This is a genomic window from Paenibacillus sp. J22P51, from assembly GCF_059692215.1.
This window is the reverse complement of the sequence record NZ_JCAUAZ010000014.1, coordinates 15372-35067: the sequence shown is the minus strand read 5'-3', so window position 1 is coordinate 35067 and position 19696 is coordinate 15372. Positions and strand designations below refer to the sequence as shown.

Genomic DNA, 19696 nt, shown 5'->3' with positions numbered 1-19696 from the left:
CAAATGTTGCAACCATTACATGCGCGAAGCAATGTTGGTTGTCAATTATGCGAAAGGTGGAATAGACACATGTTGAGAAGGTTTTTTTCGTACTATCGGCCCTATAAGCAGTTATTTATATTGGATTTTACTTGTGCGGTGGTGGCTGGATTGCTGGAGCTAGGGTTCCCGCTGGCCGTCAATCAGGTTATCGATAAATTGCTTCCTGCAGGGAATTGGGCTTGGATTATATGGGCGTGCGTAGGATTGTTGGGCGTCTATGCGCTGAATACACTGCTGAACTTTGTTGTGACGTATTGGGGACATATGCTGGGGATTAACATTGAAACAGATATGCGGAAGAAAATGTTCAACCATCTGCAGAAGCTGAGCTTTCGATTCTATGACAATAACAAAACGGGGCAGTTGATGTCGCGCATGGCGAATGATTTACTTGAAATCGGCGAGGTTGCGCATCATGGTCCAGAGGATCTGTTTATTGCTGTGATGACGCTCATTGGCGCACTTTTACTTATGCTGCAAATTAATGTGAAGCTTGCGTTGCTAACGTTCGTCATTGTGCCGTTCCTGTTATGGATTGCGGTGTATTTTAATCAGAAAATGACGAAGACGTTCCGTCGCATGATGGGCGATCTAGCCGATATTAACGCGCGAGTCGAAGATAACATCGGCGGTATTCGTGTGGTACAAGCGTTCGCGAACGAATCTCATGAGAAGAAATTGTTCGAGGTGAACAATGGCCGATTTCGATTGACGAAGCTTGCGTCCTACAAAATCATGGCGTGGAACATCTCTCTAAGCTACATTTTGATGCGTTCCGTTACGGTATTCGTTCTTATCTGCGGCACGTGGTTTGTGATTGATAAGCAAATTTCCTATGGCGAGTTCATTGCTTTTGTACTATTAACGAATGTATTCTTAGGTCCGATTCAGAAAATCAATAACGTCATTGAAAGCTATCCGAAGGGGATTGCTGGCTTCAAACGCTATGTAGAGGTCATCGACACGGAGCCGGAGGTTGCCAATCACCCGAATGCGATCAAGGTAGACCACCTGGATGGCCAAATCAAATTCAACGGCGTGTCCTTCGGTTATGGGGACGAAGCCCGTGTTTTGAATAATATCAACCTATCGATTAAGGCTGGTGAAACGGTCGCTTTCGTCGGTCCTTCAGGCGCAGGCAAAACGACCATCTGCTCCCTGCTGCCTCGATTCTACGATGTGAGCGAAGGCAGCATCGCCATTGACGGCCTCGATATCCGCAATATCGAGCTGGAATCGCTGCGCCGCCAAATCGGCATCGTGCAGCAGGATGTCTTCCTGTTCTCCGGCACGATGCGGGAGAACATTGCGTACGGCAAGCTAGGCGCGACGGATGAGGAGATCTGGGACGCTGCGCGGCGCGCGCAGCTGCAGGGGTATATCCAGTCCCAACCGAAGGGACTGGATACAGTGATCGGAGAGCGCGGCGTCAAGCTCTCCGGCGGGCAGAAGCAGCGCCTCGCGATCGCGCGCATGTTCTTGAAGAATCCGCCGATTCTCATCCTGGATGAGGCGACATCGGCGCTGGATACCGAGACCGAAGCTGCGATCCAGATGTCCTTGGCGGAGCTGTCGAAGGGCCGCACGACACTCGTCATTGCACATCGACTCGCGACGATCAAGAACGCGGACCGTATCGTCGTTGTGACGGAAGAAGGAATCACCGAGCAAGGCGCGCACGAGGAACTCATCGCAGTCGGTGGTGTGTACAGCCGCTTGCATCAAGCGCAGTTTAGCTCTTAAGGTTATGGATGCTTTCACCTCCCGGTTTTTGATCAGGGAGGTGGAGGCTTTTTCTTTTTCAACAGAATAGACTAGTCCCGCCAAAACCTTCATGTTAAACTTAGCCAATACGAAATCTATTTTACCCAAGGTAAATAATGAATGAGGTGGCACGGATTGAAGTCAATAGGACGTTGGCTATTGCTGGGAGCGATCACGCTGATCGGTATTTTCTTATTAAGTAATATTAGGCAGATGTTCCTGTCCGTCCAGCCCGATCAGATCAAAGTGACAGTCAATGCCAGCATTAGCATTCAGAAGCTAAGTGAGATGCTGCCTGGCAGTAAGATTTTGAATGAGAAAAGCGGTCTGCTAGAGGTCCCCTACGGCAAGTTCTGGGAATACCAAGGCACAGCTATGACGATTAAAGGTGTGCTGAGATCATCGGTTGTTCCGCTAGATAAGCCTATCATTTCGTGGCGTTATTATGGCTACACCGTCAAAGACCAGCTGAAAGGCTTCTTACATGGCGATTTTGGCAAATACCGAGATCCCTATACACGTAAAGAAGTTGCGATGACGCAAGCGATTCCTAAAATGCTGTTAAAAACCTGCACCTACTTCATACCTGGCTTACTGCTTGCGATCTTACTCAGTATGCTATTTGCGTTATGGGCTTCGATAGCGAGGCGAATTGGTGCCATTCTGGATGGCATTCATGCATTGCTTGTCGGTTTGCCGGACTTTTTCTTGATTGTGCTTATTCAATTGGGTGCGATTTATGCCACTAGACTTCTGGGGCACTATGTACTGCTAGTCGTTCAAGTTGGTGACAGAACGCCATTCCTCATTCCCTTCCTTACCATTGCGTTGATCCCGTCGGTGACGATATATGGGACACTTCGTGTCGCCATTGCACGTGAGCTGGGGCAGGATTACGTTGTAACCGCACTGGCCAAAGGATTGACGCGACGCGAGGTGCTCTTTTCGCATGTGCTCCGGAATGTGATGGAGGATGTGTTGGCTATTTTGCCTCGAGCTACGACATTAGCCTTAGCCAGCATGGCGGTCGCGGAGGCCATTTGCGGCATAGGGGGCTTGGGAGGCTTCATCATTTTGCCAATCTATCAGGGGATTACTTCCATGTCTGCGATCTGTGTGGTGCTTGGTTTGGTTGCCATGGCCTTTCATATCCTGTATGCGCTGCTGCGGAAGCGGTTTGTGGTACGTGCAGAGGAGGTGGCTAGACCGTGAGGAAACGTTCTTCTACCGCTTTTTATGTATCCATAGCTATCCTGGCACTCTTCTTGATTGTGATGGTGTTCGGGTCCTGGTTGAAGCCGCATGGCATTACGCCAGAGGACAAAATCAACATGATCCAATACCAAGAGGACGGTAAAACAAGATACGCAATCCCGCCTTATGCACCGAATAGCACTTTCCTGCTGGGAACGGATCATCGGGGCTTCGATATGCTCAGCTTATTATTAAATGGGTTAAAATACACGCTTGGCACAGCACTTGCGCTGACCCTGCTCCGTTTTGCCGTGGCATTGCCTTGGGGATTGTGGAGCGGGATGACGGGCCGAGGCCGAGGCCTTCTCCGATCCTTACAGTGGGCGGTTGCGGCGGTGCCAGCATTTATTTTCCTTTATCCGCCGCTAGCGGGGATGTATTACGGGCTAAGGCTCGATCTCGGTGCCAAAGCGGACCCGCACAACAAATTGTTGTTCAGTATCACCTTCATCATCTTAATTACCGTGATTGGATTGTTCCCGTTAGCACATCAGGTTTCAGATCGGACACGCTATTATAGTGGCAAAATGTTTATCGAAGCGTCCCGCCTCATGGGCGGTTCGTTCTGGCACCGAACACTCCGGCATATTTTCCCCTCGATGAGAAATGAAATGATGTTCATTTTCTTAAGCGAGTTCATGCAGGTGCTTTTCCTGCTCGGGCAGCTTGCCGTATTCAATATCGTGCTCGGTGGTACGGAAACAATCGGCGACGAGGAAGCCGGTTTCCAAATCACCATCAGCACCTCCGGTGAATGGCTGTCACTGATCGCCTACGGCGCACGCTATATTCGTCTGCACCCGTGGATTATTCTCAGCGCGGGAACAAGCTTTGCTGCGTTGTTCCTCTCACTGCAATTTTTCTTGAATCAGCTCAAACGTCGCTATGGCGAGGAACGGCAGCTGATGTAATAGGGTCGAGCGTCCATCCGAAGGGTGGGGCTCGGCTTTTTTGTTGAGGTGGGTGGCTGGCTGGCGCTGCGCCATAGTTAGTTGTAACGGCTGAAGGGGTTAGACACCTTCTTCACTGAGTAATCTCCAACCCAATCCCAACTCCACCCCCACCCCCACCCCCACCCCCACCCCCACCCCCTCCCCATTGGATTTATCCAGTGTAATTTTAATTTAGGGAGATGAAATGGCTGTTTAATTGGATTTATACAGTAGACACCACCGAAATCGAGCTATTTGGGGCTCAATTCAAATATTTGAGTGGATTTCTCCAATCAAAGCTGATTTTTGGAGGTCGAATACGGGATTCTACTGTATTTATCCAGTGTAGAGCGCGGTGGAGGCGACTTGCGAGAAAGGTGGTTAGTAGATTACGCATAATAATACGCCGGTTGACTGCTGATGCTGTTTAGGTAGATTGGTGTTTGAATGGGGGACGGGGTTAGGCGCGCACACCTGCAACCATTTTATATAACATAATAATTGTTAACATGGTACATATTATATGTTAAAATATCAAAAAAGGAGGCACCTAAACATGGAAGACAAACAAGACAAAACGAAGAGACTCTCGGTTTATTTGCCTGAGAAAGTGAAATCGGATCTAGAACGGATGGCAGAAGACACGGGCTTGTCGATGACACAGCTGATCGTCATGGCGACACAGGGACTGCTAGCGAATTACGCTGCGCAAGGCGGAGCGATTTTTGCGGATTTGCTGTCGGCGAGACACCGAATCCTTCACGAAGTGAAGGAGAAGCAGGCGCATTTGGACCAGGAAAAGCTGAGCATGCAAGCCTACTACGGTGCACGAGCAGAGGAGTATGAACGGATTTATCACCGCGAGGATGCGGAGTTTAGGCAAGAACTGGCCTTTCTGTCCGATATTATTAAGAAGCAGGTGGAGGGGCGCCGAGTGCTGGAGATCGCCTGCGGCACTGGCTATTGGACACAAATTGCTGCTGAAACAGCGACGCAGCTTGTAGGGATAGACATACGACCAGAGGTACTGCGCATTGCAGAGTCGAAGCCATGGCCGAAGGGGAATGCTGCCTTTAGAGAAGGCGATGCGTATGAGCTCTCCGAGATACAAGGGGAGTTTGATTACGGGCTGGCGAATTTCTGGTTCTCGCATATTCCACGCAATCGGATCGACAGCTTTTTACAAGGCTTCCACGAACGGTTGGGCAGCGGTGCGCAGGTTTTTATCGCGGATAACGTGTATGTACCTGGAAGAGGCGGCGAGCTAATCACCCATGCGGATAGTGAAGACACCTACAAAAGACGCGAGCTAGCCGACGGCTCCAAGCATGAAATTCTCAAGAACTATTTTACCTATGAAGAGCTGAATGAGATCTTTCGGCCGCTATCGCAACATTTGCGGATATTCGTGGGGGGCAGCTTCTGGTACGTGAGCTATACAATCAAATAATCCATACCAACCTTCACCCTTCCGTAGGAGGCATTTACCATGAGTGTAACGTTCCATACGACCATTATGAAAGCCCACAATAAGAATGCTACCGGGATCTCCATCCCCGAAGAGGTTATGACCACGTTAGCAGGAGGAAAAAAGCCAAGCGTTTCCGTCACCCTTAACGGTTACACGTATCGGACAACAATCGCTGTGATGGGAGGGGAATATCTGATCCCGCTTAGCGAAGCCCATAGACAAGCCTCCGGCTTGAAGGCCGATGACCCTGTTGAGGTCACATTGGCGCTGGATCTTGCACCTCGGACGATGGAGGTCCCAGCCGATCTTCAATCCGCTTTGTCCGAAGTAGAAGGTGCAGCCCAGCGATTTGAAGCACTCGCTTTCTCCAAGCGCAAAGAATTCGTCCGACAGGTCGAGGACGCGAAAACACAAGAGACGCGCCTCCGCCGGATTGCCAATGTTGTCACGCGGATGAGTGGGGTCTAATAGTCGACACGCTCTAGTGCCCGGATGTGAATTTCAGTCCAAGCACACCGACCAAAATCAAGACCATAAACAGGATACGCAGTAAGCTGATCGGCTCGTTGAGGAAAAGTGTGCCAATGATAATCGCACCGACGGCGCCGATTCCTGTCCAAGCGGCATAAGCCGTTCCGATGGGCAAGGTTTTCGTGGCCGAGGCTAAGAAATAAAAGCTAACGATCATCCCGAGAATTGTGATAACAGTGGGAACGAGCCGTGTAAATCCGTTGGAAAATTTCAGCGAGATGGCCCATGCCACCTCAAACACACCTGCAATGACTAAATATAACCATGCCATAATGAACACTCCTTCATGTAGGTATTATGTCGCCAGTCCCATAAAAAAACAAAGAAAAGCCCGGGAATATCGCACTGCTGCGATAGACTCCCGGGCTTTTCTCCCTCCGTGACCACAGCGTATCCGCTGTGTGTTTTCCCTTGGACCAGCCGGTGTTTGCGCACCGCGGAACCCTAGAAAACGACATGCCGTTATTATAGGCTGGCTAACATATTATGTCAAGTTACACATTTTGTATAATTGCTCTTTACCTTACTCCTCCAAAGCAATCCCGTTCAACGCGACATGCGCACGGAACATATCCATTCCGTCCGGCTGTTCCTGCTCGGATACCCACGTAGCTTGATCCCAAATCTTCGACAGCTTGAGCGCGCGGCTGCAATGCACGAAGCATTCTTGTACTTCGACGCCGACAGCGGCGATCGGTGACTTCCCGTTCAGCTGCATAGTCGACAGCAGTTCCTCGTCCTTCGTCAGCCAAGCGCGACCATTGACGCGGAGTACCATCTCAACACCTGGAATGATGAACAGGAGGCCGACTTCCGGGTTGGTTAGCAGATTTTGCATCGAGTCTAGTCGGCGATTGCCAAGTCTTTCTGGGAAGATAAAGCGGCGTTCATCCAAAACCCGTACGAATCCTGCAGCATCCCCGCGGGGGGACACATCGCTCGAGCCATTCGCATTCGACGTAGAGAAGAAGAATAAAGGCGATTTTGCGATGAATGCACGTGCGTGCTCGTCGATTTGATTGATAACCTTATGTTGAACCGCAGGATGCGGCTCCCCAATATCTGCTCTAATCTCGTCGATGGATCGTATAATACCGGGAAATGGGGGTGTTGTATTATTTTGTGTGGTGTCCATACCAGCCAATCCTTCCTCAAAGCCCAGGGCTATTACTAATCTTTGTGTACTCAACTTGTTTACTTTCTAGTATACGCCGATACACCCGTTCAAATGAATGAAGCCCTGCAAGCCGCTCTTACGAGCTAAGCTTGCAGGGCTTCAATCTGTGCCGAGAACATTACTTGGATTCAGCAGTTAGTTGATTGTAGATATCATCCCACAGAACTCGTCTGGCGGATACATATCGCTTCGCATAATAGGATTCGCTCAACTTATTCTTAACAACACCTTGATTCGTAGCGGAGTGAACGAATTCACCGTCTCCGAGGTACATCCCTACATGAGAGATACCGCTGCCATCCGTGTTGAAAAATACAAGATCGCCCTTACGAAGATCCTTTTTGTCAACCCAGTAGCCTTCGCCGTTTTGTGATTTGGAGCTGTGTGGAATATCGATGCCGAACTCGCCGAACAAGTAGGACGTGAAACCAGAGCAATCGAATCCTTTGGTTGTCGTTCCTGCCCATCTGTAAGGAGTTCCTACAAGCTCGTCTACCGCTTTATCCATATCGGATGCTGCGAAAACGCTTCCTACACTAACACTCAAAAACAAAACAAGACTAAATACAAGACCAACAACTTTCTTCAACTGCTTGTCTCCTTCCGGTGCCTACGAGGTTAGCTGGAGGGTTCGGTTGAAGGTTCCCTATGATCCCTGTCTTGCAAGATCAATTCACCCGGAGTGGTTCCCCCGTTTCCCCATAAACTGAGGAATTCGGCATGAAATATTTGGTTTTTGATGCTAGTCCTTTTTATTCGTCATAAAAAATGAAATTCCTCTTTTATGTTTGAAAAATAGGCTGAAAATAAGTGAAATAGTTCGGAAAAAAGACAAAAAAAAGCCCCTTTCTCAATGAGAAGGGGAGAATGTTTGCCTATTCGCTGTTTTGCTGGATATTAATTGGATATTTTGGCAGAAAGAAGCTGATATTGGGAGGAAATACCCCAGATTTGGATGAAAATGTGGAAGAGGGGGTACAGCTGGTAAATGATTAGCGCTGCTAGACCTGCCCACAGGTAGGTGGCGGTGACCGTGACCCCTGCCAATAGTCCTGAAAAGAGTAAAAGGGTAATGGCAAGTCCGACAATCGGCAGCGAATGTCGAAAGAAAGAGATGACAGTCGATGTGATACCTAACTTGGCTGCGATCGCGAATTGGACATACATAAACAGAAGCTGAAGGAGAAATCCGTAGACCAGTAAGCTGAGAATCCAGGGCAGAAGCTTGAGAACAACCTGCTCGTAGGAAGTGCTATGCCCTAGAATATAAGTGGCTTTGGGGAATATCCAGATGAGTGGAAGCAGGGTAAGTGCGATCCGGATAAGATACACAAGCAGGAAAGGGAGCAAGAGCTGCTTCATCCCGCGAAAGAAACGGTAACCAGCATTCTGGTGAACGTGTGTTAGTGAATAGAAAACACCACCATTTAAGAGGGGGGTTAGCAGCATGCGGGCACACAAGAGAGCAGCGAACCACCATAGATAAGAATAACTAAGATCTGTTTTGAGTAACTGAAACTGGCCTTCAGCTAGAAAGATCTGCAATGCCTGTTTGGGCTGCTCAGCGCCAGGGAAACGATGCATGAGGGGGATGAGTATTCCCTGCACAAGCTTATACAGGAGAATACCCCAACCCATTTGATATAGGAATAAAATAATGGTGGCAAAAGGCTGCGCCATAGCTGCCCTGAAGCCGGATTTGATATAGGTGGCCAACGAGGGTCCCTCCTCAGAGTTTGTCATAAGAAGTAAGCCAAGTCCTTACCAGGCTACTGAGCCGAATATGGCTTGCAGGAGTTGAATAATGCCGAGATTCCACCGAATTTGCCACTTAGTATTTAAATGTGTTTGATAGAAGTTGTTGATGTGCTTATTTTCGAGTATGAGCGTGTACTTAGGATCGATTCGCACCCAGTCTACAGGGGATGTATGCGTTAATTTGAATTCGATGCTGCCTTCCTTGCCATCCCATGTTTTATCAAGCGTTGTGCCATCTGCAAAATGGAACAGAATCGGCACCTCCGGCGAGTTGCCGCCATGCTTAACAATGCGAACCGTGCTTTCGTAAGTCTCGGATCCCTTACTGCCCTGAGGCCGAACGTTGACACTCGCGACGGAATAATCCATCATCATCTCGCCGTACACATACTGATTGAAGAAATCATCCCATTTCGTTTTGCTGACATCCTCCACAACCTGTTGGAAATCCTTCGTCGAGGGATGCTTGAATTGCCATCTTTGGAAATAGGTTTTCATAATTTTATCCATGACTTTGGTGCCGACCTGCTGCTCAATCGCTTTCAGTACGAGCTTGCCGCGTGTGTACACATTTTCCGCATATTGATCATGGCCTGTGTAGGCCCATGCGTCCTTCTGCAGCCCATTTGGTGAGGTGACGTAGCTGGATTCGACAGGCAAATTAGGCGCATCGCCATATTCAGCTTCCATGACTTTATCTTCTGCATAAGAGGTGAAGCCTTCATCGAGCCAAGCTTCCTCAAATTCATTGCTGGCGACAAGCCCGTAGAAGAATTGGTGACCGATCTCATGGACGACGACACGTTCCAGTTCTAAGTCTGGATCTTTGTCGTTGGCGCCCCAAGCGGTGACCAAGGTCGGATATTCCATGCCGCCGGCGCCATTCCCGCCAGGTGGTGGTACAACGATGGAAAGCGTTGAGTACGGATACGTTCCGTACCACTGGCTATAGCGCGATAGCGCTTTTTTGGCAGCATACATGTAACGATCCTTTAAATCTTGATGATTGGGATCGAGATAAAGCTTGATTTTGACCCCAGGAACTTGTGGGGCGGAGAAGGGCTCTTCCACATAGACGAAATGAGGAGACGCCGACCAAGCGAAATCATGGACATCTTCGGCATAGAATTGGTACGTCTTCATACCATTGTCCGTCACAGCAGGCTTTACAGGAAAGCCAGTGGCCGCCACAATGTAATTTGCGGGTACCTGAATTTTCACATCATACATGCCGAAATCGGCATAGAACTCGGAATTGCCATGGTACTGATGAAGATCCCAGCCAGGCTCCGTACGTCCTCTTGTGCCCTTGCGTTCGTAAGCAGCTACCTTCGGAAACCATTGCCCTGCCATAACGAAATCATCCACATACCCCATTCGGGCAAAGGCTGCAGGCAGATTAACAAGGAACTCCGTTGTGATGGTTACTTGTTCTCCTGATCCTACAGGTTTAGGCAAAGGGATTTTGAGCAGCGTATGGTCGTCCTTATTGCCGTCATCCGGCTGCACGAACGTCATCCGCTTGGTGAGATCATCGCCAGTATCTGATTTCACTGATAACAGCTCCATGCTTCCGCCGCTTTCGGCCTTCGCTTCATCCTCCCGCAGCTTTCCGCCGGATTCGCGCATAAACGTCGTTTTCTTTGAAGCAAAAGCATTCGGATAGAGATGCAGATAAATTTCTTGTACAGGAACAGATCCTGGATTTTCCCACGTGAGCGTTTGTTGCCCTTGGAGCTGCTGCGTTTCTGGTGTGTAGGCAACGTTCATGTGATATTCGGCAATCCGATAACTAAGTGGTGTTGAGGTTTCTACTGGTTTGCCATTATCTGCAGGCTGCATGTCCGGTGTCTTAACATTAGGTACCTCTTTAGAGACGACAGGAACAGTCCCTCTTGGTGTGGAGGGGAGCAAGGTGTTCGTTAGTAACACTGCGCCGGCAGCAAGGAGCATGACAGCAAACCACTGTACCTTGCGGCTATTGAATAGAGCATTCATATCCATGAGATTCACCCCGCCTAAACAAGCATCTACAGCATGTATATGTAGACAACCTAGGGAATATTTCTGCGAGGTGAAAGAAATGTGAGAAATGAGAGAAATAGGCATGGAAGAGCCATCGCCCCTTGTTCTAGCGGGTGACTTTCGCTACAATGAAAGCAAGTCGTCATTTTAACTTTATGTAGAGTGGAAGGTGCCATAATGGAAGCGGATAAGAAGAAGCTGGCCTTAAATATAGTAAGTTCGAAAGTGAATCACAAAGGCTTTGGTGCAGGAGCAATTGATCTCAGTAATGTCTCGGGTATCATTATTGACGGGGATGAAGCGTACCTAGATGAAGGAACGCTTCACGCCAAGAGTAAGATCGAGAAAGGGATCAAATTCTCCACGAACAAAGAGGATGTCCCGAATGGCCGTAAAGCGTGGATTGTGTGGGTAGCCGTTGATCGAACTGAAGAGGGTGCCTACTATGCGGGGATGTCAGCTTGCGAAATGTTAATCGATACCGAAGCGCGCCGCGGATGGAAGATTCTTGCGGAGCACGTGAACAAAATGGACGGTGCGATGAAGCGTAAATTTATCCTAGAGGGGTTATCTGACAGTGAGCGAGCAGCCCTGCGCAACCAATTGATTGCGCACAACGAAGACTGGTGGAATCGCTCCGAACAAAGCCTCAAGGACGCACTCTCCTAAGGTTTCTATACCGGATATGGAGAATATGAACATTATGTGTCATCCATTGTTACGTAATGTCGAAGCGGGTATACTAGACCCTAGTGTATGTTACCTCATATACTAGGACAGCAAAAAGGCAGGACTAAGACGCGCTTAGTACTGCCTTTTTGTGTTGTCTTCTAACTGATAAATTAATCATTCCACCAACGTTTAAGGTCATTCCACCAAGAGCCGTTATCTCCTTTGGAACCGGCTTTTTGACCGCCCGCCGCACCTGGATTAGCAGGCTTACCTGTACAATACGTGGTAGGTTCCGTGCCAGCGAGGAAGGCCTCCATCTTGGCGTTCGGGCAGTCCTCGTTGGACAATTTGCCGCTCGCAGGATCAATATAAACGGTCGATACACCCTCAGGGATCGGGAACAGCTTCGGCGGAATTGCATCCAAGGTCTGTTCCGTGAAATCCGCGAAGATCGGGGAGGCTAGATGAGATTCCACCGTTGTGATATTACGGCTCTTGTCATAGCCAACCCAGACAGCAGTGGAAAGCTCCGGTGTGAAGCCGACGAGCCAAGCGTCTGTATCGGTTGTACCGGTTTTGCCGGCAATCGGCCGTTTTATGGTGCTAGCGACACGGTTGCCTGTGCCACCCTCCTCGAATACGCTCTCCATTAGATTCGTCATCACATACGCAACTGCAGGTGGAATCACTTGCTGCTCCACTGGTTTCGCTTCATATAAGACTCTGCCATTCGCATCTTCAATTCGCAAAATGGCAGTAGGTTCTCGATGTATGCCTTGATCCGCAATGGAGGCAAAGGCCGAAGCCATCTCCAGTGGACTCACGGGGAAGGAACCTAGCGCTAGAGACGGGAGCGGCTTCATCGGTGAAGCGACCCCCAGCTTACGCGCGAAGTCGATGACCTTCTGAGGACCCACTTCGAGAATCGTGTGCACCGCATAAATATTATCCGACTTCGAAATCGCCTGACGCATATCAATATTCCCATTTGTATACTGGTCATTGAAATTCCGCGGCGTATATTGCTGCCGTCCATCATCATAAGTAAACACAGTCGGCTCACTTTTGACCATGCTGACAGGGGTGAAGCCATTCATCAAGGCAACCATATAGACGAATGGTTTAAAGGAAGAACCTGGCTGTCGCGTATTTGAGAGAGCGCGATTGAACTGATTTTCCGTATAGTCGCGACCGCCGACCATGGCTTTGATCTCGCCCGTCCGCGGGTCGACCGCGACCAGCGCGGCTTGCAGCTCGGGCTTGCCTTCGAGCTGCTTCGTGATGACATTCTCAGCAATTTGCTGAGAATTCTTATCCAGCGTTGTATAGATGCGAATGCCGCCCTCATCGAATTGTTCTTCGGAAATGCCGAGCGTTTCCGTCGCTAGATTACGTACATAATCCCGGAAATAAGGAGCTGCTGAGGGCTTCTTTTTCTGTAACGGCTGAATCGTCAGCTTCTCCCTGCCTGCGGCATCGGCGGCGCTTTGAGTAATGAAACCACTGTTCACCATTGTCTGGAGGACGATTTTTTGCCGATCCATCGCATTTTGCAGATCATAATAGGGGGAATAGTAACGCGGTCCTTTCGGAACCCCAGCGATCATGGCGCTTTCCGCTAAAGTTAGCTCACTGGCATGCTTGCCGAAAAACAGCTCAGATGCGGTCTCAATCCCATAGGTGGAGTGCCCATAATAAATTTGATTCAAATAATCAGCCAGAATATCGTCTTTGCTGAGCTGCATTTCCATTTGCACGGCATACACCGTTTCTTTGAATTTACGCGTCCACGTACGATCATGAGTTAAGTATAAATTCCGAGCTAATTGCTGAGTAATCGTGCCGGCTCCTTGTACCTTTGCCATCGCTTGGACATTCACAATGGCCGCGCGTGCTACAGCTTTGACATCAACGCCGAAATGCTCGTAGAAATGCTGGTCCTCCACAGCAAGTGTTGCATGTATTAAGTAGGGTGAAATTTCGTTTAATGGAACGACCTGTCGATTCTGACCCGAATAGAAGGTGTCAATCACCTCGCCATGTACATCGTACATTTGGGAAGTTTGCATCGTTTTGGTAACCGGAAGCGTTTGGGAACGCAAATATACTAGAAAGGCGGCTGCTCCAATGAGCAACAACAGGCTGAGCGTGAAAAAGAAAGAAAACGTCTTCTTGATCCGCCGCATCCAACGCATAGAAGCAGGGATCTCATCTTTCCGTCTAGATGATTGTGATTCGGATGTTTGTTGCCGGGGCTTCTCGTTCTCAGACATACTTCCCATGCCTCCCTTCTCTATGCCCGAAGGCGCTACTATCCAGTATGGAAAAGCATGGCAGTCCGTATTCAACGAATTGTAAATATTTTTTGTTAGATGGTGAGAAAAGCTTAGGAAAATATTGCATTTTGGGGGCAATGAACTATAATACAATTTGTGCGTGTGAGAGGGCTGGGAAATAAAGCTCGAACTCGTATGACTTTTCCAACTGGTGGAACACTGTTAGAGATAACGAATGTCAGGAATTATTCATCCAAATAGAGAAGCGAAAGAAGGGTTACACATGGAATTATGGTACACAGAGAAACAAACGGATAGCTTCGGAATCACAGCGAAAGTAACAGAAACATATGTGAGAGAGCAAACGGATTTCCAAGATCTATCCATGATCGAAACCGAAGAGTGGGGCACGATGCTAACACTGGACGGAATGGTTATGACAACCGTGAAAGACGAGTTCGTCTATCATGAGATGGTTGCTCACCCTGCGCTTGTAACTCACCCGAACCCAGAGTTCGTACTTGTAGTTGGCGGCGGAGATGGCGGCGTTATTCGTGAAATTATGAAGCACCCGAAAGTGAAGAAGGCTGTTCTTGTTGATATCGATGGCAAAGTCATCGAGTACTCCAAGAAGTACCTGCCAACCATTGCTGGTGAGCTGGACAACCCGCGTGTAGAAGTTATCGTTAACGATGGCTACATGCACATTCACGATCACAAAAATACATACGATGTCATCATGGTTGATTCCACTGAGCCTGTAGGACCAGCTGTTGAGCTGTTCTCCAAAGGCTTCTACCAAGGTATCTTCGATGCATTGAAAGAAGACGGGATCTTCGTTGCCCAAACCGATAACCCATGGTTCAAAGCTGATTTGATCCAAACGGTTAATCGTGATGTGAAAGAAATTTTCCCAATCGTTCGTGTGTACAGTGCCAACATTCCGACTTACCCAAGCGGTCTGTGGACTTTCACAATGGGCAGCAAAAAGCATGACCCACTGCAAGTGGAAGAATCGGCAATCCCTGAATTCCCGACGAAATACTACACACCTCGCTTGCACAAAGCAGCGTTCGTGCTGCCTAGGTTTGTAGAAGATTTGATTAAATAAGCTGCTATAAGCAGCTTTCCATGAGTTATCGCTGGAGATACGGAACGAGGTTCCGTTATGCAGCCGAAAACTGCCATATTTCAATAGTTACGGAACGTAGTTCCTCTATTTCTCCGATTTCAGGCCAAAGACGGCGGATTTCGAACGAATAAGGGAATGACGTTCCGTAACTTTGTCTTAACCGACATATCTGACTAAATAAGGGATCGTCGTTCCGTTAAGATGATGCAGCTGCTCCAGGGTTGCTTATCTGTGGATCGTCGATCCTTTCACATTTTGAGAAAATAGCTATCAAACACTGCCATACAGCTGTCAGCAGCACCTAGCTATACTGTAAACATAAGGACAGGACATGAATCGCACCAAGCAAGCGAACCTGTACCATGTACCATCCACTAGGAGGCTATTAATATGTTTACTACCATTGAAAGTTTAGTCAAAGAATTTCAAGCAGAAGCGCAAACAACACAAAAGCTGTTGGATACATTAACCGATGAGTCGCTTAATCAAACACAAGCCGAAGGCTACCGTCCGCTTGGTTATATTGCTTGGCATCTCGTTCACGCAGAACGCGGCATGCTGTACGGCACGGGTTTGAAATTCGAATCGCCGCCAGCTGCAAGTGAGCCGCCTGCGCAGGCAGCTGTCATTGCAGAAGCGTATCGGACAACAACGCAGAACATTATAAACGCGATCAGCACGCAACTTACAGATGAGAAACTGCAAGATGTTGTTATGATGTTTGGAATGCCGTGGACGATCAGCACAACACTATATAGTTTCTTGAAACATGAAATTCATCATCGCGGTCAGTTGACGATTCTGATGCGTCAGGCTGGCCTGCCTGTAATCGGTGCCTATGGACCAGCCAAAGAGCAATGGGCAGCCATAGGGATGCCTGTCCCAGCGTTATAAGAATTAACTCAGGAGCCTTCAAGTCCGTTTTCTAACGGATAAGGAGGCTTTTTTGCTTCTAATTTGAGGCAGTGGAGCATAAATCCAACGGCGGCCTTGCAGGGATACATTGAATTTACGAATCCTTTCATATAAACTATTAGCTAATATGCCTACACTTGGCATAAGGTGCCATGTGTGCAGAAGAAGAGGGGAATCTCGAATCATGACGGATAAGCAGCGGGTGCGGATTCGAATCGAAAGTCGAAGCGGGAGCGAGACCACGGTGCAGAAGGCGCGCGGAGATCTCTACCGCAAAGGCGATCATACCTATATCCGCTATGAAGAAGAGCCGAATGAGCTAGGACGGACTGTGACGATCATTAAGTTGGAAGACAATCAGATCCGTATTATACGCCAAGGGGATGTACAAGCGGAGCAAACCTTCGTCCCTGGGGAGAAGCGGACTGGCTTTTATCACACACCACAGCTTCGGATGGAACTGGAAATTGAGACACACAAGCTGACCTCGGAGGCCATCCATGGGATCGGAATTACGAGGTGGAGCTATGATCTATATGCATCAGGCACGCATGCGGGAGCCTATCGAATCAAGTTGTTAATTCAGGAGGAGTAAGACGAGATGGATGTTCTTAATGAAGTGAAAGCGAAAGTGAAACAAGCGATCAAAGAAGCTGTGATCACAGCAGGTATCGTGGAAGAGGCGCAGCTGCCAGAAATTATTCTGGAAGTGCCGAAAGAGAAGACACACGGTGATTTTGCGACGAATGTAGCGATGCAGCTGACGCGTATTGCGAAGGTGAATCCTAGACAGATCGCAGAGCAAATCATTGCGAATCTGAACAAAGACGCAGCTAATATTTCGGAAGCGGAAATTGCGGGGCCAGGCTTTATCAATTTTAAAATGGACAATGTATACCTCTACCCGGTAATTGCCAATGTAGCTAAGATCGGTGACCGATATGGGGAATCGAACGTAGGGCAAGGTCTTAAAGTGCAAGTGGAGTTCGTTAGCGCGAATCCAACGGGTTCCCTGCATTTGGGTCATGCGCGTGGAGCGGCAGTCGGCGATGTTCTTTGTAACGTTCTGGATCTTGCGGGATACGACGTTTCGCGTGAGTACTACATCAATGATGCTGGCAATCAAGTTGTCAACTTGGCCAAATCCATCGAGGCACGTTATCTGCAAGCGCTTGGTCAAGAAGCGGAAATGCCCGAAGACGGCTACTTCGGCGAAGATATTAAAGGCTTTGCAACAGATCTGGCAGCTGCAGAAGGCGATCGTCTACTTAGCTTGCCGGATGAGGAGCGTCGTGCTTATTTCCGTACCTACGGACTTGAGAAAGAGCTCGACAAAATCAAACGCGATTTGGGCCGCTTTGGGGTTCATTTCGACAATTGGTTCTCCGAGACGTCGATATATGAAGATAACTTAATCCCGCCTGTGCTTCAAGAGCTTCGGGACAATGGACATATCTATGAAGAAGAGGGCGCAACGTGGTTGAATACCACACCGCTTGGGGATGACAAGAATCGTGTTTTGATCAAAAATGACGGTTCCTTTACCTACCTCACACCGGATATCGCCTACCACCGCAACAAATTTGGGCGCGGCTATGACCGCTTAATTAATATTTGGGGCGCTGATCACCATGGCTACATCCCGCGGATGAAAGCCGCCATGACGGCCCTTGGCTTCGAAGCAGACCGACTCGTCGTACTGATCGCCCAAATGGTGAGCTTATTCCAAAATGGCGAAAAGGTGAAAATGTCCAAGCGTACCGGCAAAGCCGTTACGATGGAGGACTTGATGGACGAAGTCGGCGTAGATCCGATTCGTTATTTCTTCGCCATGCGGAGTATGGACTCGCATTTGGATTTCGATATGGACTTGGCGGTTTCCCAGTCCAATGAGAACCCTGTGTTCTATGTGCAGTATGCCCATGCACGGATTTGCAGCATCTTCCGCCAAGCGGAAGAGCAGAACATTGCGGTACTGCCGCTGGAGCAGGTTGACCTGTCCCAGCTTACTTCGGAAGCTGAGTTCGACTTGCTGCGCAAGATCGGCGAGCTTCCGGAAGAGATCGCCATTGCGGCTGAGCAGTACGCGCCGCACCGCTTGATCCGCTATGTGTACGAACTGGCAAGCCAGTTCCATAGCTACTATAGAGGCCACTACGTCATCACAGATGACGCAGCCTTAACCCAAGCACGCCTCGCCTTGCTCGGCGCGCTTCGCACGACCCTAGCCAACACGCTCCGCGTTGTTGGCGTATCCGCCCCTGAGCGGATGTAACACCCGCTCAGCACGAATAAGCTCCCCTTGACACAGTGGTCAGGGGGAGCTTATTCGCTTTTCAGGCGCAGAGTGCCACCCTGCGCCTTTCACTCCTGCCCCGCGGCGCGGATCGCTCGCTGGGCATTCAATTGCCCTGGCTGCCAGCGGGCGTTCGCGCGCTTGTTCAGTGGAAACGAGCAGCGGCGCAGCGCGCTCTTAATTTGCTGCGGCGACATGGGGCGCAGCGAAAGCATTAAAGCGATAACACCGCTTACATGCGCTGTTGCCATCGAAGTGCCGCTGAGCTCATTATATTTACCGCCTATCCAAGCGGAATATACACGCTCGCCAGGGGCATAGATGTCGATTTGTGTCCCGCGATTGCTGAAGGGAGCAATCTTGCCCATCCGTGTTGTCGCTCCTACGGAGACCACTTGGGAAAACCGAGCGGGGTAATCAATTGTTTTCTTTCTGCCATCATTACCAGAAGAGGCTACGATAATCTTCCCTCTGTAATAGGCGTTAAGAACCGCTTGCTCCAGTGTCGGATTGTACGTCTTCATGCCGAAGCTCATATTAATAATATCGAGGTCGTTTTGGACGCACCAATCGATACCAGCAATAATATCGGATACATAGGCACTTCCATTTTGGTCAAAAGCTTTAACAGGATGAATGATCGCCCGGGGCGCTACTCCAACAATGCCGGAATTACGTCCTGTCGCCGCGATCGTACCCGCGATATGCGTTCCATGTCCGTTATCGTCATGGGGCATTAATCTGCGATTTAATAAGTTGATGCCTTGCGAAATCGAGTTCCGCAAATCAGGATGTTTGAAATCGATGCCGGTATCAATGACTCCAATGTGAATGTTTTGCCCGACGGATTTGCTCCAGATTTCAGGAGCGCCGATTTGATCAACCCCCCAAGGAATGGTGCGCGTGCGTGAACTGGATAAAATGCTAGCACGTTTCGGCACGGTTTTTCTGCCTTTAACTTTATTTAACATTAATTTCGTATCCGCTTCGATACGTGTCGTGCTGGAAAAGCTTCGAAGTTTGGTATCTGGACTCAGCGTGCAGGAGAAGGCGTGAATAATGTCTAACGGCAGAACCATGGAAAGGTTGGGGAGATCAGACGTCATTCGAAGGAGCTCTGATTTGCAGGCAAAGTAGTCCGTCTTTGAGGCGAAATGGATGAGATGCTTTCTAGCTGTTTGTTTAGCAAGACCTAGATCTTCATGAAGCAGATGAAGAAAGGTGGCTGTATCCATCGTGCCATCCCCCCGTTACAACATATACTCATATCTCCCCTATCCTATGTACATGTCATCTCACTTGACCGTGTCATCGCCTTTATAGAAATAAATGGGTGCAAAGCCGTGTCAGATGCGTAGGTTCGACATAGGATACATAGAGAGGCGCGGGCAGGAGTGTCTCTTTCTCAGGTAGCGGAAACGTCATCTGTTCATCAGTGGCGGTTCCTTTGG

At 49.0% G+C, this 19696-nt stretch carries 17 protein-coding genes and 2 riboswitches; of the genes, 10 read left to right on the top strand and 7 right to left on the bottom strand.

Annotated features, from left to right (window positions below):
• The first annotated feature begins 69 nt into the window (after positions 1-69).
• The 5 genes from AC58QC_RS23900 (at position 70) to AC58QC_RS23880 (ending at position 5931) form a co-directional block, all read left to right on the top strand.
• A complete protein-coding gene (locus AC58QC_RS23900) occupies positions 70-1785 on the top strand; it encodes an ABC transporter ATP-binding protein (protein ID WP_497417545.1) in 1716 nt (571 codons plus the stop codon).
• A gap of 156 nt (positions 1786-1941) precedes the next feature.
• On the top strand, positions 1942-3018 hold the full coding sequence (locus AC58QC_RS23895; protein ID WP_497417544.1) for an ABC transporter permease subunit: 1077 nt from the start codon (positions 1942-1944) through the stop codon (positions 3016-3018).
• Positions 3015-3971, top strand: a complete 957-nt coding sequence (locus AC58QC_RS23890) for an ABC transporter permease subunit (protein WP_497417543.1) — start codon at positions 3015-3017, stop codon at positions 3969-3971. The genes AC58QC_RS23895 and AC58QC_RS23890 overlap by 4 nt, the downstream gene beginning before the upstream one ends.
• A 577-nt stretch (positions 3972-4548) precedes the next feature.
• Positions 4549-5442, top strand: a complete 894-nt coding sequence (locus tag AC58QC_RS23885; RefSeq protein WP_497417542.1) for a methyltransferase domain-containing protein — start codon at positions 4549-4551, stop codon at positions 5440-5442.
• A 39-nt stretch (positions 5443-5481) separates the two neighbouring features.
• A complete protein-coding gene (locus tag AC58QC_RS23880) occupies positions 5482-5931 on the top strand; it encodes a YdeI/OmpD-associated family protein (protein WP_497417541.1) in 450 nt (149 codons plus the stop codon).
• Positions 5932-5944: 13 nt separating this feature from the next.
• On the opposite strand, the gene AC58QC_RS23875 is transcribed toward AC58QC_RS23880, so the two are convergent.
• The 5 genes from AC58QC_RS23875 to AC58QC_RS23855 all read right to left on the bottom strand — a co-directional run bounded on the left by AC58QC_RS23875 (position 5945) and on the right by AC58QC_RS23855 (position 10927).
• Positions 5945-6265 (bottom strand): DMT family transporter, encoded by a 321-nt coding sequence (locus AC58QC_RS23875; RefSeq protein ID WP_497417540.1) that lies wholly within the window; start codon positions 6263-6265, stop codon positions 5945-5947.
• Positions 6266-6350: 85 nt separating this feature from the next.
• A riboswitch (guanidine-I (ykkC/yxkD leader) is annotated at positions 6351-6453 on the bottom strand.
• A 64-nt stretch (positions 6454-6517) separates the two neighbouring features.
• A complete protein-coding gene (locus AC58QC_RS23870; RefSeq protein ID WP_497417539.1) occupies positions 6518-7129 on the bottom strand; it encodes an MSMEG_1061 family FMN-dependent PPOX-type flavoprotein in 612 nt (203 codons plus the stop codon).
• A 160-nt stretch (positions 7130-7289) separates the two neighbouring features.
• Entirely contained in the window at positions 7290-7760 is a 471-nt protein-coding gene (locus AC58QC_RS23865; RefSeq protein ID WP_497417538.1) for a C40 family peptidase, read from the bottom strand.
• A 3-nt stretch (positions 7761-7763) separates the two neighbouring features.
• Positions 7764-7902, bottom strand: a riboswitch (cyclic di-AMP (ydaO/yuaA leader).
• Between the two features lie 166 nt (positions 7903-8068).
• Positions 8069-8887, bottom strand: a complete 819-nt coding sequence (locus tag AC58QC_RS23860; RefSeq protein ID WP_497417537.1) for a hypothetical protein — start codon at positions 8885-8887, stop codon at positions 8069-8071.
• 45 nt (positions 8888-8932) lie between these two features.
• Positions 8933-10927 (bottom strand): M1 family metallopeptidase, encoded by a 1995-nt coding sequence (locus AC58QC_RS23855; RefSeq protein WP_497417652.1) that lies wholly within the window; start codon positions 10925-10927, stop codon positions 8933-8935.
• A gap of 204 nt (positions 10928-11131) precedes the next feature.
• Here AC58QC_RS23855 and AC58QC_RS23850 point away from each other — a divergent pair, with 204 nt between their 5' ends.
• Positions 11132-11623, top strand: coding sequence for a YwhD family protein (locus AC58QC_RS23850; RefSeq protein WP_497417536.1), 492 nt, complete (start codon positions 11132-11134; stop codon positions 11621-11623).
• Positions 11624-11796: 173 nt separating this feature from the next.
• Here the strand turns inward: AC58QC_RS23850 and AC58QC_RS23845 are convergent, their stop codons facing one another.
• On the bottom strand, positions 11797-13899 hold the full coding sequence (locus AC58QC_RS23845) for a transglycosylase domain-containing protein (protein WP_497417535.1): 2103 nt from the start codon (positions 13897-13899) through the stop codon (positions 11797-11799).
• A gap of 286 nt (positions 13900-14185) precedes the next feature.
• Here AC58QC_RS23845 and speE point away from each other — a divergent pair, with 286 nt between their 5' ends.
• The 4 genes from speE (at position 14186) to argS (ending at position 18224) form a co-directional block, all read left to right on the top strand.
• Positions 14186-15013 carry a polyamine aminopropyltransferase gene (gene speE, locus AC58QC_RS23840; protein WP_497417534.1) on the top strand — a complete coding sequence of 276 codons (828 nt, stop codon included), beginning with the start codon at positions 14186-14188 and terminating at the stop codon, positions 15011-15013.
• Between the two features lie 411 nt (positions 15014-15424).
• Positions 15425-15928, top strand: a complete 504-nt coding sequence (locus tag AC58QC_RS23835; RefSeq protein ID WP_497417533.1) for a DinB family protein — start codon at positions 15425-15427, stop codon at positions 15926-15928.
• Positions 15929-16133: 205 nt separating this feature from the next.
• Positions 16134-16544: a YwiB family protein gene (locus AC58QC_RS23830; RefSeq protein ID WP_436239119.1), complete on the top strand. Its 411-nt coding sequence runs from the start codon at positions 16134-16136 to the stop codon at positions 16542-16544.
• A 6-nt stretch (positions 16545-16550) separates the two neighbouring features.
• Entirely contained in the window at positions 16551-18224 is a 1674-nt protein-coding gene (argS, locus tag AC58QC_RS23825; protein WP_497417532.1) for an arginine--tRNA ligase, read from the top strand.
• Positions 18225-18313: 89 nt separating this feature from the next.
• Here the strand turns inward: argS and AC58QC_RS23820 are convergent, their stop codons facing one another.
• Complete coding sequence (locus AC58QC_RS23820; protein WP_497417531.1) at positions 18314-19480, bottom strand: S8 family peptidase; 1167 nt, start codon at positions 19478-19480, stop codon at positions 18314-18316.
• Between the last annotated feature and the right edge of the window lie 216 nt (positions 19481-19696).